General features: G+C 66.3%; 14 protein-coding genes. 6 read left to right on the top strand and 8 right to left on the bottom strand.

Annotated elements, in window-relative coordinates; translation table 11 throughout:
- The first annotated feature begins 22 nt into the window (after positions 1-22).
- Positions 23-1,090: a 3-deoxy-7-phosphoheptulonate synthase gene (locus BVH73_RS05870; protein ID WP_079420380.1), complete on the top strand. Its 1,068-nt coding sequence runs from the start codon at positions 23-25 to the stop codon at positions 1,088-1,090.
- Between the two features lie 41 nt (positions 1,091-1,131).
- Here the strand turns inward: BVH73_RS05870 and BVH73_RS05865 are convergent, their stop codons facing one another.
- From BVH73_RS05865 to BVH73_RS05850, 4 genes are all read right to left on the bottom strand, one after another.
- Entirely contained in the window at positions 1,132-1,689 is a 558-nt protein-coding gene (locus BVH73_RS05865) for a flavodoxin family protein (RefSeq protein ID WP_079416947.1), read from the bottom strand.
- A 124-nt stretch (positions 1,690-1,813) separates the two neighbouring features.
- A complete protein-coding gene (locus tag BVH73_RS05860; protein ID WP_079416945.1) occupies positions 1,814-2,101 on the bottom strand; it encodes an acylphosphatase in 288 nt (95 codons plus the stop codon).
- A complete protein-coding gene (locus BVH73_RS05855) occupies positions 2,098-3,099 on the bottom strand; it encodes a hypothetical protein (protein WP_245800433.1) in 1,002 nt (333 codons plus the stop codon). The genes BVH73_RS05860 and BVH73_RS05855 overlap by 4 nt, the downstream gene beginning before the upstream one ends.
- A 117-nt stretch (positions 3,100-3,216) precedes the next feature.
- Complete coding sequence (locus BVH73_RS05850) at positions 3,217-3,918, bottom strand: YggS family pyridoxal phosphate-dependent enzyme (protein ID WP_079416941.1); 702 nt, start codon at positions 3,916-3,918, stop codon at positions 3,217-3,219.
- A gap of 139 nt (positions 3,919-4,057) precedes the next feature.
- Here BVH73_RS05850 and BVH73_RS05845 point away from each other — a divergent pair, with 139 nt between their 5' ends.
- The 3 genes from BVH73_RS05845 (at position 4,058) to BVH73_RS05835 (ending at position 7,002) form a co-directional block, all read left to right on the top strand.
- On the top strand, positions 4,058-5,104 hold the full coding sequence (locus BVH73_RS05845; RefSeq protein ID WP_079416939.1) for a type IV pilus twitching motility protein PilT: 1,047 nt from the start codon (positions 4,058-4,060) through the stop codon (positions 5,102-5,104).
- A 64-nt stretch (positions 5,105-5,168) separates the two neighbouring features.
- Entirely contained in the window at positions 5,169-5,807 is a 639-nt protein-coding gene (locus tag BVH73_RS05840; protein ID WP_079416937.1) for a cyclic nucleotide-binding domain-containing protein, read from the top strand.
- Positions 5,808-5,865: 58 nt separating this feature from the next.
- Entirely contained in the window at positions 5,866-7,002 is a 1,137-nt protein-coding gene (locus tag BVH73_RS05835) for a PilT/PilU family type 4a pilus ATPase (protein WP_079416935.1), read from the top strand.
- Positions 7,003-7,014: 12 nt separating this feature from the next.
- Here the strand turns inward: BVH73_RS05835 and BVH73_RS05830 are convergent, their stop codons facing one another.
- The 4 genes from BVH73_RS05830 to mutM all read right to left on the bottom strand — a co-directional run bounded on the left by BVH73_RS05830 (position 7,015) and on the right by mutM (position 11,951).
- On the bottom strand, positions 7,015-7,890 hold the full coding sequence (locus BVH73_RS05830) for a DUF429 domain-containing protein (RefSeq protein ID WP_079416933.1): 876 nt from the start codon (positions 7,888-7,890) through the stop codon (positions 7,015-7,017).
- Complete coding sequence (gene mutY, locus BVH73_RS05825; RefSeq protein ID WP_079416931.1) at positions 7,887-9,017, bottom strand: A/G-specific adenine glycosylase; 1,131 nt, start codon at positions 9,015-9,017, stop codon at positions 7,887-7,889. Before mutY ends, BVH73_RS05830 begins: the two co-directional genes overlap by 4 nt.
- 56 nt (positions 9,018-9,073) lie before the next feature.
- Positions 9,074-10,999 (bottom strand): dynamin family protein, encoded by a 1,926-nt coding sequence (locus tag BVH73_RS05820; RefSeq protein WP_079416929.1) that lies wholly within the window; start codon positions 10,997-10,999, stop codon positions 9,074-9,076.
- A 61-nt stretch (positions 11,000-11,060) separates the two neighbouring features.
- Positions 11,061-11,951, bottom strand: a complete 891-nt coding sequence (gene mutM / locus BVH73_RS05815; protein WP_079416927.1) for a bifunctional DNA-formamidopyrimidine glycosylase/DNA-(apurinic or apyrimidinic site) lyase — start codon at positions 11,949-11,951, stop codon at positions 11,061-11,063.
- A 107-nt stretch (positions 11,952-12,058) separates the two neighbouring features.
- On the opposite strand from mutM, the gene BVH73_RS05810 reads away from it, so the two are divergent.
- Both BVH73_RS05810 and BVH73_RS05805 read left to right on the top strand, forming a co-directional pair.
- Complete coding sequence (locus BVH73_RS05810) at positions 12,059-13,765, top strand: tetratricopeptide repeat protein (RefSeq protein WP_079416925.1); 1,707 nt, start codon at positions 12,059-12,061, stop codon at positions 13,763-13,765.
- Complete coding sequence (locus BVH73_RS05805; protein ID WP_079416923.1) at positions 13,765-14,352, top strand: lipoprotein insertase outer membrane protein LolB; 588 nt, start codon at positions 13,765-13,767, stop codon at positions 14,350-14,352. The genes BVH73_RS05810 and BVH73_RS05805 overlap by 1 nt, the downstream gene beginning before the upstream one ends.
- Positions 14,353-14,370 lie beyond the last annotated feature (18 nt).

Raw genomic sequence — 14,370 nt, 5'->3', positions numbered from 1 at the left:
TATTTCTAGGTCAAGGATGGTCATGTCGACGCGTATCGCCGATCTTCACATTGCGCGGGAAGCGCTGTTGCCCACGCCGAACGAATTGCGGGCCGAAGTGCCCGTCAGCGAAGCCCAGGCCCAGGCCATCTCGGGTTGGCGTCAGACCGTGCGCGACATCGTGCGGGGTGATGACGACCGGCTGATGGTCGTTGTCGGGCCTTGCTCCATCCACGACACCGCGGCGGCCATTGACTATGCGCGCCGCCTGCACGACGTGGTGGCCCGCTTCGACGATGCCTTGTTTCTGGTGATGCGGGTGTATTTCGAGAAGCCCCGCACCCGTCTGGGCTGGAAGGGCATGATCTACGACCCCGATCTGGACGGCCGCGGCGACCTTCACCAGGGCTTGCTCAAGGCAAGAAGCCTGCTGGTGGCTTGTGCGCAGCTGGGCATTCCCGCGGCTTCGGAAATTCTCGATCTGGTCACCCCGCAGTACTACGCGGAACTGCTGACTTGGGGCGCCATCGGTGCGCGCACCACCGAAAGCCCGCTGCATCGGCAGATGGCCTCGGCGCTGTCGGCCCCGCTGGGGTTCAAGAACCCGACCAGCGGCAAGCTGCAGACGGCGGTGGACGCCATCGTGGTGGCGGCGCAATCTCACCGCTTTCCCTCGATCTCGCTGGACGGTCGGGCCATGGTGATCACCACGACGGGCAATGCCGATTGCCACCTCATCCTGCGGGGTGGCGATGCGGGGCCGAATTTCGATGCCGCCAGCGTGGAGGCGGCCGTGGCTGCGCTACAGGCGGCCGATCTGCCAGGCCGGGTGATGATCGACTGCAGCCATGCCAACAGCCAGAGCGACTATCGGCTTCAGCCGCAGGTGGCGGCAGAGATCGCGGCGCAGATCGCCGCGGGCAGCCGCCGCATTCACGGCGTCATGCTCGAGAGCCATCTGGTCGAGGGCAAGCAGGCGCTCACGGCAGATTTGTCGGCGCTGCGGTATGGGCAGAGCATCACCGACGGCTGCATCGGCTGGGAGCCCACGGTGGCCGTCCTTGGCCAACTGGCCGACGCCGTGCGAGCGGGCCGGGACTTGCGACGCTGAGCAGCCCGAAGCGCCCGGCCCCGGGCGCTTCGGGCAAGGTCTCAGGCCGCGTGGAGCTTGGCCGCCACGCCCGCCACGCGCTGGCCGTAGCGGCTGGCGGTGTCGAGATCGCCCTGGGGGATTTCATCGACGCTGGCATCCGAGGGCGACTGCACCAGCAGCCCGACCGAGCCCCCGAGGTTGTTGGGATCGTTGCGCGTGGCGGCCTTGCTGTTGCTCGGTAGCAGGCCCAGGCTCACCCAGACGCCTCCGTGTTGCGAAGCCAGCGTCTGCATGGCGATCAGCGAGACCTGTTTGTCGCCGTTGAGGCTGGCGCTGTTGGTGAAGCCGCCGAACACCTTGTCCTGCCAGGACCGGGTGAACCAGGCCTTGGAGGTGGCATCGGCGAATTTCTTGAACTGCCAGCTCGGGCTGCCCATATAGGTGGGCGCGCCGAAGATGATGGCGTCGGCCGCGTTCAGGCGGTCCAGTCCGTCGGGCGGCAGATTGCCTTCGGCGTCGATTTCCATCAGATCGGCCTGAGCGCCTTGCGCCACATGCTGCGCCACGCGGCGGGTGTGGCCGTAGCCGGAGTGATAGACAACGATGACTTTGCTCATGGTGATTCCTTCGTGGGTGAACGGATGAGGCGGCCGGTATGACGTCGGCCTGCCGTTGCTCTTTCAGCGCAATCTCACGCTGCTCGAAGGTTAGTTCGTATTAGAACTAGAAGCCTGATTGGGGTTATCCCGATCTGTGGTAGTCACAGTGTGCGAAAGCCGTCGGGCAGTCGGCTGGGTCTGCTGGTTCGACGTGCACGGCCTCGACCCGCGCGGCAGGCGAGCCGGTGTGCGGCCAGCGCAGCAGGGCTTCGATGGTCTGCGCCTCGCCGCAGACGAGCCCTTCCCCCCGGCCATCGGGCAGGTTCAGCGCATGGCCGCGCAGCCCGAGCCTTTCGGCCTGCATGCGGGTCAAGGCGCGGAAGGACACGTCCTGCACCCGGCCGCTCACCCACGCTCGCCGCGCGATCATGGGGCCACGCCGCTGATCCACGCCTTGCGGATCAGACGTCCACATTGCGCCGAGGCGTAGCCGTCGTTATTGCCTCCGCTGTCGCGTCTGGCCAGGATGCCGTACCAGGTCTTGCTCGCATCGATCCAGGGATAAAAACCGAAGGCGCCGGCGCTGCTGAACGCGCCGTCGCCCACCGTGGGGTCGCTCTCCACCCAGTGACCAAGCGAGTAAGTCCAGCTTTCCGACTGCGGAATGGGGGTGTTGAGCGCGGTGGGGCAGGTGGCCGGGTTGGTGCAGACTGCGTCTTCGCCCAGCATCGTTCCCATCTGCAATGGCCCGCCCAGCATCTTGCGCAGAAATACGGCATAGGCGGCGGGAGTGGTGACCACACCCCCGGCGAGCTGCGGCTGGCTGTACGCCAGAGGCACATCGCTGCCGAGCTGCGACATGATCTCGCTGGCCAGCGCAGCGTTGTCGAGTGGCCCCAGGCCGATGCGGTCGGCATGCTGTTCCATGGGCCCGCCACCGTAGGAAAAATAGCCCACCGCATTGGGCGAGAGCACACCGTTGTTCATGTAGTTGGCGCACGCATCGACGGTCTGCCCCGGCAGGCAGGTGCTGAAGCTGACGTAGCCGCTGGTGAAATGTAGAAAGGACACGTCGGAAGCACTGAGTTGGCCGCCCTGTTTCTGCACCACATAGGCGGCATAGATCCATTTCGAGGCCGAGGCAATGCTCATCGCGCTGGAGGCGGTGTAGACCGGCGTGTTGCCGTCACTCGGTGCATTGACCGAGCCCGACGCCAGAGCCTGGCTGGCGTTGCCGATTTCCCAATAGAACGGCTGCACCGCGGTGCAGTAGGCGTTGCCCTGCGCCGTGGCCGCAGCGGCGGCCGTGCGCTGGGCCATGCTGGGGCTGGACGGGGTGCCGGCGGGCGGAGGAGGCGACGAGTCGCCTCCTCCGCCGCCACAACCGGCGAGCGCCAAAAGCGTGATCAAGGCGATGGGCAGGCGCATGACAGATCCTTTCATCAGCCCGCGTATTGGCGGACAGGAAGCTGGCGCCCGGAATGGTGCGCGATGGAGTCGTCAACGCAGACGCGCCGGGAACGCCGACAGGCGCCCTACCGATGCTCAGGGCGAGCGCGGGCTGCGCGCCCCAAAAATAGCCGATCCCACCCGGACGAGGGTGGCGCCTTCCAGGATCGCGGCTTCGAGATCGGCGCTCATGCCCATGGACAGGGTGTCGAGCGCCAGTCCGTGTTCGGCGGCCATGGCGTCGCGCAGCAGGCGCAGCCGCGCGAATGGCTCGCGCTGGGCGCTGGTCCCGGTTCTCGCCTCGGGAATGCACATGAGGCCGCGCAGGCGCAGCCTGGGCAGGGCAGCCACCGCCGCCGCCAGAGCCCCGGCGTCTTCCACGCGCACGCCGCTCTTGGTGGCTTCGTCGTCCACGTTGACCTGGATGCAGACCTGCAGGGGCGGCCGATCTGCCGGTCGCTGATCGTTCAGTCGCTGGGCCAGTTTCAGCCGGTCGATGCTGTGCACCCAGTCGAAATGTGCGGCGACGTCTCGGGTCTTGTTGCTCTGCAGGGGGCCGATGAAGTGCCACTGCAGGGCGGGCCAGTCCGGGCGCAGCGCGGCGATCTTGTCCATCGCTTCCTGCACATAGTTTTCGCCGAAATCGATCTGTCCGAGCGATGCGGCATGGGCGACGTCGTGCGCGGGAAAGGTCTTGGACACGGCCAGCAGGGTGACGGACCGCGGGTCGCGTCCGGCGGACTTGGCGGCCTGTTCGATGCGCTGGCGCACCGAGGCCAGAGAGTGTTCGAGCGACATGCGTGTGGAAAACGGGGGGTCGAAACAACACATCGGCGCAGGCCGGGCCGGCGAATTGCGGCAAACCGATGTTCTGACCTTAAGATAGCCGAATCGCTTACGCACCGTCACGCACAAGCTTGCTCGGGGGAGACATCGCTTGGACATTACCCAACTTCTCGCTTTCAGCGTCAAGAACGACGCATCCGATCTGCATCTGTCCGCCGGCCTGCCGCCCATGATCCGCGTGCACGGCGACGTGCGGCGCATCAACGTCGAGCCGCTCGATCACAAGGCGGTGCATGCCATGGTGTACGACATCATGAGCGATTCGCAGCGCAAGCATTACGAGGAGTTCCTCGAGGTCGATTTCTCCTTCGAAGTGCCGCAGCTGGCGCGTTTCCGGGTCAATGCCTTCAACCAGGCGCGCGGCGCCGGCGCGGTGTTCCGCACCATTCCGAGCAAGGTGCTCACGCTCGACGATCTCAACGCGCCGAAGATCTTCGCCGATCTCGCACTCAAGCCGAGGGGTCTGGTGCTGGTCACCGGGCCCACGGGTTCGGGCAAGTCGACCACCCTGGCGGCGATGATCAATCACTACAACGAGACCGAGTACGGCCACATTCTCACCATTGAAGACCCCATCGAGTTCGTGCACCAGTCCCGCAAGGCGCTGATCAATCAGCGCGAGGTCGGGCCGCACACCCTGAGTTTTTCCAACGCCCTGCGCTCGGCGCTGCGCGAAGACCCGGACGCGATTCTGGTGGGCGAAATGCGCGATCTCGAAACCATCCGGCTGGCGCTGACCGCGTCTGAAACCGGCCACCTGGTGTTCGCCACCCTGCATACCTCTTCCGCGCCCAAGACCATCGACCGTATCGTCGACGTGTTCCCGGCCGAAGAAAAGGAAATGGTGCGCGCCATGCTGTCGGAAGCCCTGATCGGCGTGATTTCGCAGACGCTGTGCAAGAAAAAGGACGGTTCCGGACGGGTGGCCGCGCATGAAATCATGATCGGCACGCCAGCCATCCGCAATCTGATCCGCGAAAACAAGATCGCGCAGATGTATTCCATGATCCAGACGAGCCAGTCCTACGGCATGCAGACGCTCGACCAGAACCTGGCCGATCTGGTCAAGCGCAACGTGATCTCCGCCACCGAGGCGCGCACCAAGGCCAAGCAGCCCGAGAATTTCCCCGGAGCCTGATCGCGCGATTCAGCGCACAGCCTCGGCATCAACACCCTTCCTCATCCATCGTTCCCAGCAGGCCATGAAACTATTCGACAAGCTCCGAGCCGGTTCGCGCAAAGACGGGGTGGACGACGCGCCCGAATCCCAGTTCTTCACCACCGGCTTCCACGACGCGGAAGTCTCCAGTCTGGACAGCGTGGTCGACTGGTCGCAGCGCTCGGCGGAGATTGGCGCCACCAAACTGTCGCGCAGCACCGGCGGTCAGCGGCTGTTCGAACTCTGGCAGCAGGACAAGTACATGGCTGGCCTCACGTCCGCCGACCTGGAGCGTTGCGTGAAGTACTTTCACTTCTATACCGTCAAGGCCAATGCCGATCTGATCGCGCAGGGTGAGACGGGCAGCTTCATGGTTGTCCTGCTGCGCGGGGCGGTCGCGGTCGATCGCATGCAGCCCTGGGGCGACCGGCTGCGCCTGACCGAAGTGCGCGCCGGCAGTCTGCTGGGCGAGATGTCGCTGGTCGATGCGGCGCCGCGCTGGTCTTACTGCACCACGCTGACCGACAGCGAGATCGCCGTGCTCGAAGCCAGCGATCTCGACCGCATGATCGCGCAGGATCCGGCAGCGGCCTGCCGTCTCATCGGCTCGCTGGCGCGCCGTTTGTCGCTGCGGCTGCGCAAGCTCAGCGCGCGCGTTGCCGCAACGTCGCCAGGCGGCTGAGCCAAGGCCCGAACCGTGAATCAGGGCATGCAAGAAACCGACAAGCGCTGGGGGGCGTATGGATCGTGATCAGGCTTCCAAATTCATCAACGATCTGCTCAAGCTGATGATCAGCCGCGGCGGCTCGGACCTGTTCCTCACCGCCGATTTTCCGCCGGCGATCAAGGTCGATGGGGCCGTTTCCAAGCTGTCGTCGCAGGCGCTCAGCAGCCAGCACACGCTGGCGCTGGCGCGCTCGATCATGAACGACAAGCAGTCGGCCGAATTCGAGCGCACCAAAGAGTGCAATTTCGCCATCTCGCCTGCCGGGCTCACCCGCTTTCGCTGCAATGCCTTCATCCAGCAGGGCAAAGTGGGCATCGTGCTGCGGCAGATCCCCCAGGAGCTGCCTTCCATCGACGGCCTGGAATTGCCGCCGGTGCTCAAGACGCTGGCCATGCACAAGCGCGGACTCATCATCTTTGTCGGCGCCACGGGCTCGGGCAAATCGACCTCGATGGCCGCGATGCTCGATTTCCGCAACGAAAATTCCTACGGCCACATCATCACGGTGGAAGACCCGATCGAGTTCGTGCATCCGCACAAGAACTGCATCGTGACCCAGCGCGAGGTGGGGCTCGATACCGACACCTGGGAGGCGGCGCTCAAGAACACCCTGCGGCAGGCGCCCGATGTCATTCTGATGGGCGAGATCCGCGACCGCGAGACCATGGAGCATGCCGTGGTGTTCTCCGAGACCGGCCACCTGGTGCTGGCCACGCTGCACGCCAACAATGCCAACCAGGCGCTCGATCGCATCATCAATTTCTTCCCTGAAGAGCGGCGATCGCAACTCCTGATGGACTTGTCGCTCAATCTGCGCGCGCTGGTGTCGCAGCGGCTGGTGCCGCTGCAGACGGGCAAGGGGCGCGTGGCTGCCGTCGAGATCCTGATCAATTCGCCCTTGATTGCCGATCAGATCTTCGAAGGCAAGCTCACCGAGATCAAGGACGTGATGCGGCGCTCGCGCGAACTGGGCATGCAGACCTTCGACCAGTCGTTGTTCGACCTGTTCGATGCCGAGAAAATCGGCTACGAAGATGCGCTGCGCAACGCCGATTCGGTCAACGATCTGCGTCTGCGCATCAAGCTCGACAGCAAACGGGCCCGCAACGCCGATATCGGCAGCGACACCGGGCATCTGGCCATCGTCTGAAGCACCGGGCGGTCAAGGCTGCGGCAGCACGCTCACGATCCACCCTTCGACGGGGTCGATGACGTCGGGCAGTCCATAGCCTTCGTGTCGTCTGAGGCAGGCCCAGGCTGCCTGCATCAGACACAGCGCAGCGTCCAGCGCATCGCCTTGAGGGTCGAGCCGCATCTGTTGCCGTTGTTCGCCGGTGCACCGTAGGCGGAGGCCCAGAGGATGATGGCCGGACTCCAAAGTCGCCAACAGCAGATCGCGCGCGCTTTCCCGCTCGGTGGTTTGCTTGGCACGGTCATCGCTCTTGTAGCTGCGTCGGCCCAGCACGGCACGGGCGGCGTGACCCGGATAGGCCTCGAACGCCACGCGCTCAGAGTCGCCCGCGTGCAGACCGGGCAAGGTCACGTTGGCATCGAGCAGCAGGGGCGCGGCGGCGTGCAGCATCCAGGCCACCGGGGGGTTCACCCATTTCATCGACGGCGAAGATCCCGCGGGCCGGTCGCAGGCGCGGTGGGCGAACTTCGCGCCCGCGGGGCGGGCGGCGCAAAACTCACGAAAGATCGCGCGCAGCTGCGCCCGGCTCTGATGGCGCAAATGCATGATCAGACGTTCCCAGGGCAGCGGGGTCTCGTCGCCACGATGGCCGGGCCAGCGCAGGGCATCGACCAGTTCACGCGGCAGACCGAAGGGCAGATCGAAGGCGCCGATCCACGGGCCGGGCGTGTTCAGCCATTGACTGAACGCGTCGAGCGTCTCGAGTTGGGTGAAATCTTGGAGGACCACGACGCCCGGCTGCTGCACGGCCAGTCGGCCATGCGCGATCACGATGGGTTTGCGGCGGCTGGGCGCACTGCTGAAATCGACGCCGTGGAGCAAGACGTCGTGGCGCGTGCGGTTCATCCCCGCAGCACGGAAGGAGGCGGAGCGTCTGTCGCCGACATCGGCCGCATCAGCAGGCTGCGCACCGGCGCAGGCAGGCCCAGTTGTGTGGCTTCACCAAGGTCGAACCACTGACCTTGCGGCTCCGAGACGCCGGGCTGGACCTGCAGATCGACCCGCAGGGGGAGAATGGTCAGCTCGAAATGGGTGAACGCGTGGCGAAACGTCGCCAGTTCCTGATGTCCGATGACCCGTCCGAACCGCGCGGCGAACTGCAGCGCCTGTTCGGTGGCATCAAACTGCGGCAGACTCCACAGCCCGGGCCACACCCCTTGCTGCGGCCGTTTCTCCAGCCAGTTGAGCCCGCCTGAAGGGTTGCGCAGCCAGAGCATCACGGTGCTGCGTTCGGGGCGGGTCTTGCGGGTGGGCTGACGCACGGGCAGTCTCTGGGGGTCACCCGATCGGCGTGCGCGGCAGTCTTCGACAAAGGGACAGGTGGCGCAGGTGGGTCGGCGTGGCTTGCACAAGGTAGCGCCCAGATCCATCAAGCCCTGGGTATAGGCGGCGATGTCGGGCGCCTCGGGCAAAAGGCGGCGGGCGAGTGACCAGAGCTTGCGCGTGGTGGCCGTGGACGGCACCGGGTCGTCGATGCCGTGACTGCGGCAGAGCACCCGCTGGACGTTGCCGTCGAGTATGGCGGCGCGCTCGTCGAAGCAGAAGGCGGCAATGGCCGCCGCCGTGGAGGGGCCGATGCCCGGCAGCGTCGCCAGGCTTTCTGCGGTCTGCGGAAACGCACCGCCATGCGCTTCGACCACGATCTGCGCGCAGCGATGCAGATGGCGCGCGCGCCGGTAATAGCCCAGCCCGCTCCAGGCGGCGAGTACCTCGTCCTCGGGCGCCGCTGCCAGCGCCTGCACCGTGGGAAACCGAGCGGTGAAGCGCGCGAAGTAGTCCAGCACCGTGACGACCTGCGTCTGCTGCAGCATGATTTCCGAGAGCCACACGCGGTAGGGGTCGCGCACCTGCCACGGCAGATCGTGGCGGCCATCGTGGCGCTGCCAGCGCACCAATCTGTCGGCGAAGTCCGGCAGGGGCTGGATGGTTTCGGCGGGCTGGGCCGCTTGGTCGGTATTGGGCACGGTGGGCAGGCGCGCATCGGGGTGCAGGCGCCCCGCATTGTGCCAGCGCTGCCCGCGCGGCGTGCTTACCCGAGCCGCACGCGCTGGACCTGATCGTTCAGGCCGCGCTGCAGGCTGCTGTTCTGGGCGATCTGCCCCTGGAGTTCGCCAATGCGGTCGTGCAGACTGTCCTTGGTGTCTTCGATGCGCTGAAGGGTGGCCAGACGCCGGTTGAGCTGCTTCTTGCGTTCGCGCACCTGGCTGTCGAGCTGGGCGATGGCCGAACGATCCCAGTTTTCGATGTCGCGCAGGGCGCGCTCAAACAGATCTCGTACCCGCGAGGAAAGCCCGCGCAGGGTGCGCAGGGTGTAGGCATTGTTCTGCAGCTTCAGCCAGTTCACGCCCGACAGGTGCTCGGTGTAGGCATGCATCACGCGGTCGAACTCCTGCATCAGGCTGCTGAGCCTCAGCACGCGCGGCGCCGTCACGGTGAAACCGAACTCGCTGTTGGCCCGGGTGAAGGCGGCGGCCAGCATCTGGCGGATTTCCTCGATCTGCGTCTCGGCCTCGACCAGCCGGTTGCGAAGTTCACTGCCGATGCGGGCCAGCTCGCCCTTCACGCCCAGCTTCAGCAGGGCCCCGCCCATGCGCGATTCGAGCTGTTCGAGATCTTGCAGCACCGCTTTGGAAGCGAAGCGCTCGCGCAACTGTTCGAGCATGCGGTTGTTGACGGCGCGCAGCGCCAGCACCTGCGCCATGCCGGCATCGAATTCGCTGCGCTCCGCGGCCAGTCGCTGCAGCATGAGCACCACCATATTGGTGTTCTTGCCGCGCAGTCCGAGCAGTTCGTCGAGCTGGCCCTGGGTGTCATGCTGTTGCTTGCGCAACTGCTGGCCGAGTTCGGACTGCACCTGCTCGACCGCGTCGCGCACGGCGGCGTCGAGCATGCTGCGCCGGTCGATATTGGCCGCGCGGTTGAGCGCATTCTCCAGCGCGCCCAGGCCCGAACGAGCGAGCAGCGGCCCATCGCCCTGAATGCGGGCCAGCAGGGCCTTGTGCGCCGAGACGGGGAAAACACGTTCGCTCGCAAGGCGCAGCGTTGCGGCGGTGGTCTGGACCTGATGATCGATGCTGGCCGAGATCTGCGGCGCGGTGAGCAGCGGATCCCAAAGCGAGTCGACCTTGTTGAGCGCCACCAGGGTCTGCGTGCCGCTGGCGGGGGCGATGTGGCGGGTCCAGATGTCCAGATCGCTGCGCGTCACGCCCGTGTCGGCCCCCAGCACGAAGACCACGGCGTTGGCCGAGGGGATGAGGGAGAGCGTCAGTTCCGGCTCGGCGCCCACGGCATTGAGACCGGGGGTGTCGAGAATGCTCAGCCCCTGGTCGAGCAGGGGGTGGGCGAAGTTCACCAGCGCGTGGCGCCACAGCGGTATTTCGACCTCGCCGTCGGCATCGACCTGGAGCTGCGCCAGATCCTCGGCATCGTGGAAGAAGCCCAGCTCCTGGGCGCGTTCCAGGGGGACGCGCTGGGTGTCGGACAAATGGGTGAGCGCCTGGGCCAAGCCCTGCGCATCCTGCGACGGCAGCTCGAAGTGGGTCCAGATCTGAGGGCTCGACTTCCATTGCGCCAGCGTCTGCGACTGCAGGCGCGTGTCGATGGGCAGCAAGCGCAGGCCGCGGGGTTGCGATGGGTCGGAGAACAGCTCCATCGGGCACATCGTGGTGCGCCCGGCGCCCGCGGGCAGGATGCGCTGGCCATGGCCGCTGAAGAAGATGGCGTTGATCAGCTCGGACTTGCCGCGCGAGAACTCGGCGACGAAGGCCAGAGTCATGCGGTCATGGTCCAGCCGCTGGATCTGCCGCTGCAGTACGGGCCGGGCCTGTTCGAGGTCGAGCCCGGTCTCTTCGAGCCAGGCCAGTAGGGATTTGACGCGGTGCAGGCGTTCGGCACGCCATTCGGCGTAGTCAAACAGACCGGCGGTGAGAATCGGGGCTTCAACGTGCGGATTCATGGCGGCATCGCATCGGATTCGGGGTGGACGCAAGTAAAACACAGCGTCTGCCTGATTTCGATCAGCGAATCCCCGTCCTGGACTTTGCTTTGAGAATTTTTTGGCACTTGGGGCAGAAAAAGGTGCTGCGCTGTCCCTGCACGATCTGCTGAATGGGCGTGGCGCAGTGGCGACAGGGCAAGCCTGCACGACCGTAGACCCAGGCCTGAAGCTGGAAGTAGCCCAATTCGCCGTCGCTGTGGGCGAAGTCGCGCAGGCTGCTGCCGCCTAGTGCCACGGCCTGGCTCAGGGTTTCGCGCAGGGCCGACGCCAGGCGCTCGCAGTCGGCAGGACGCAGATGCGCCGCGGGTGTGCGGGGGTCGATCCGGGCGTGAAACAAGGCTTCGCAGGCGTAGATGTTGCCGACGCCCGCAACCATCTGTTGCGACAGGAGCAGCGGTTTGATGGCCGCATGCCGCCCGCGCAGGGCGCGCAAAAGCGCGGCGCCGTCGAAATCGGCACTCAGCGGTTCGGGCCCAAGGTTGCGCAGCAGGGCGTTGTTGTGCACCGCATCGCCCGCATGCCAGAGCACGGCGCCGAAGCGTCGCGGGTCGCGCAGCCGCAGCACCCCTCGGTCGGTTTGCCACTCGACATGATCATGGGGCGAAAGGGGGCCTGGTGCTTGCGCGGCAGGAGTCCAGCGCAGCGAGCCCGACATGCCCAGATGCACGATGAGCACACCGGCGATGTCCTGGTCTGGCGTCCTGGCATCCGGCGTGGTGCGTGCCATGCGCAGCAACAGATACTTGCCGCGGCGCTGCAGCGCCACGATGCGCAGGCCGGTGAGCGCTGCCGGGTCGATGTTCAGCGGCCAGCGCAGCGGTTTGCCCAGGCGCAGAGCGTTCACGCGGGCACCGGTCAATGCCGGCGCCAGGCCCAGGCGGGTGACTTCGACTTCGGGGAGTTCGGGCATGGCGGCATTGTGCCGCAGGGGGGAAATGGCAGACTTCTACAATCCCGCCATGAATCGGCCTGGTCTGATTCACGCATCCTTTCCCTCAGTCGACTTTCAGGATTCCCATGCGCGCTGCCGTTCTTGTGTCGGCCTTGTTGTTTCCGGCGTTCGCCTCCCTACCCGAGACCGCGTTCGCGCAGCAGGCGGCCGAACGGGTCAGCGCGGAGGAAACGGCGCGGCAGGTGTTTGCGGTGCTTGCGGGAGAAATCGCGGCCAACACCGGGCATCCGGGCGTCGCCTACACCGAGCTGCTCAAGGCTGCGAAGGATCTGGGTGCCGAATCGCTCTACCGCCGTGCCGCGGAAATCGCCCTGCGCGCGGGCGCTCCCGACAAGGCGCTGGTTGCGGCTCAGGCGTGGCGCAAGGCCATGCCCGGCTCACGCGAGGCGGGGGCCTGGGTCGTGCAATTGCAGATGTTGATGGGCAGGACGGCCGAGGCCGGCGCCACGATTGCGCAGGATCTGGCCCATACGCCCGAGCCCCAGCGCGGCCAGGCCATTGCCGATCTGCTGCCCCTGGCCGCGCAGGCGAACGACCCCGCCGCCACGCTCGCCATGATGCGCACAGCGCTGGCCGGACAGTCGCAGTTTGCCCAGACCGACGTGGTGCTCGGCCTGTTGCGCGCGCGCTCGGGTGACCGCGCAGGCGGTTTTGCCGATGCGCTGCATGCTTTGACCCTCAGCCCCGGTCTTTCGCCGGCAGCGGCCTTGCTGCTGCAGCTCTATACCGTCAATCCCCAGGCGGCCGATGCGGCGATGCCGAAGTTCGCGGCCGCCCAACCGAAAGACAGCGGTCTGCGTCTGGCATGGGCGCAGGCGGCGCTGGCGCAGCAGCGCGATGGCATTGCGCTCAAGGTGCTCGACAAGCTGGTGGTGGATGCGCCGGATCTGGCGCCCGCGTGGCTGATGCTGGGCAGTCTGCAAACCGAGTTCGGTCAGTCCGCTCAGGCGGTGGTGTCGTTGCAGGCGTATCTGCGTCTGGCGCGCGCCCAGGCCGAGCCGCCGGTGCTCACACCGGCCTATCTCGCGCTGTCGGAGGCCTCGCGCAAGCTGGGCGATCTGGACCAGGCCCGGCGCTGGCTCGACCAGATCGAGCCCGACGCCAACAACCGCCTCGCCGTCGTCAGCAGCCGCGCGGCGATTCTGGTGCAGCAGGGCAAGATGGACGAGGCGCTCAAGCTGGCGGATTCCCTGCCTCGGGGCAGCGCGGCACAGCGCAAGGATCGCTGGCTGGCCCGTGCGCAGATCTTGCGCGAGGCCGGGCATTTCGAGGCGTCGTTCAGGCTGCTGCAGTCCGCGCTCAAGCAGATGCCCGATGATGTCGATCTGCTCTACGAAGCGTCGATGATGGCCGACAAGAGCGGCCACTTCAAGGAGATGATGGCAATGCTGCGCAAGGCCATCACGCTCGATCCGGACTCGCAGCCGGCCTACAACGCCCTCGGCTACACCCTGGCTGATCGCGGCGAACAGTTGCCCGAAGCCCGCAAGCTGGTGTCCCGTGCGCTGGAGCTGTCGCCGGGCAACCCCTTCGTGCTCGACAGCATGGGCTGGGTCGAATACAAGACGGGGCGCAAGGATCAGGCGCTCGATCTGTTGCAGCAGGCCTACGACGCGCGGCCCGATCCGGAAATCGGCGCCCACCTGGGCGAGGTGCTCTGGCAGCTTGGCCAGCGTGATCGGGCGCGTGCCATCTGGCGTGAAGCCATCGATCGCGCGCCGCATGACACCATGGTGCAGGCGGTGCTGCGCAAGTTTGGCGTGACGTTCTGATGCGGCGCCGTGTTTTCAGCTCGGCCCTTCTCGGCGCCGCGGCGCTGATTCTGGGCGGCTGCGCCGCGCCGCAGGTCTCCCAGTCACCCGAGGCCCCAGACACGCTTGTCATGGCGGGGCGTCTGTCACTCGTCAGCGGTCAGCCCGATGCGCAGAAGGCGCTCTACGGCGGATTCCGGCTGGTGTTGAAAGGTGCGGCTTCTGGCGAGTTCGAAGTCTTCTCGCCCTTGGGGCAAATGATGGCCAAGGCCGCGTGGAGTCCAGGTCAGGCCAGCCTGGACGATGGACGGCAGACGCAGCGCTACGGCTCTTTTGACGACATGACCCGCGCCGCCCTCGGCGTGGCGCTGCCGCAAGCCGCCTTGCAGGACTGGGTGCGCGGCCGTCCCGCCGCTGGCCTGCCATCAACGGCGCTGGAAGACGGCGGCTTCTCGCAACTGGGGTGGCGGGTGCGGCCGACCTGGCGCGACGGTGCACTTGCCCTGGTCGAGGCGCAGCGCCAGACGGGTGAGCCCACCGAGCTGCGCATGGTGATCGAGTCCACCACGGCGCAGCCGGCTGCGGTGGCGTCGCAGACCTCTCGTTGAAGCACGGCGGCTGGTTTC

The sequence above is a fragment of the Thiomonas intermedia genome (genome assembly GCF_002028405.1).
Taxonomy (GTDB): Bacteria; Pseudomonadota; Gammaproteobacteria; order Burkholderiales; family Burkholderiaceae_C; genus Thiomonas; species Thiomonas intermedia.
Note: the sequence above shows the minus strand (reverse complement) of the source record. Positions and strands in the feature narration are given on the sequence as shown.

Coding starts and splice junctions, on each gene's coding strand:
- BVH73_RS05850 (WP_079416941.1), bottom strand. CDS start 3,918: ATGTCGCTCGAACACTCTCTGGCCTCGGTGCGCCAGCGCATCGAACAG.
- BVH73_RS05805 (WP_079416923.1), top strand. CDS start 13,765: ATGCGGCGCCGTGTTTTCAGCTCGGCCCTTCTCGGCGCCGCGGCGCTG.
- mutM (WP_079416927.1), bottom strand. CDS start 11,951: ATGCCCGAACTCCCCGAAGTCGAAGTCACCCGCCTGGGCCTGGCGCCG.
- BVH73_RS05820 (WP_079416929.1), bottom strand. CDS start 10,999: ATGAATCCGCACGTTGAAGCCCCGATTCTCACCGCCGGTCTGTTTGAC.
- BVH73_RS05835 (WP_079416935.1), top strand. CDS start 5,866: ATGGATCGTGATCAGGCTTCCAAATTCATCAACGATCTGCTCAAGCTG.
- BVH73_RS05810 (WP_079416925.1), top strand. CDS start 12,059: ATGCGCGCTGCCGTTCTTGTGTCGGCCTTGTTGTTTCCGGCGTTCGCC.
- BVH73_RS05865 (WP_079416947.1), bottom strand. CDS start 1,689: ATGAGCAAAGTCATCGTTGTCTATCACTCCGGCTACGGCCACACCCGC.
- BVH73_RS05860 (WP_079416945.1), bottom strand. CDS start 2,101: ATGATCGCGCGGCGAGCGTGGGTGAGCGGCCGGGTGCAGGACGTGTCC.
- BVH73_RS05855 (WP_245800433.1), bottom strand. CDS start 3,099: ATGCGCCTGCCCATCGCCTTGATCACGCTTTTGGCGCTCGCCGGTTGT.
- BVH73_RS05870 (WP_079420380.1), top strand. CDS start 23: ATGTCGACGCGTATCGCCGATCTTCACATTGCGCGGGAAGCGCTGTTG.
- BVH73_RS05830 (WP_079416933.1), bottom strand. CDS start 7,890: ATGAACCGCACGCGCCACGACGTCTTGCTCCACGGCGTCGATTTCAGC.
- BVH73_RS05840 (WP_079416937.1), top strand. CDS start 5,169: ATGAAACTATTCGACAAGCTCCGAGCCGGTTCGCGCAAAGACGGGGTG.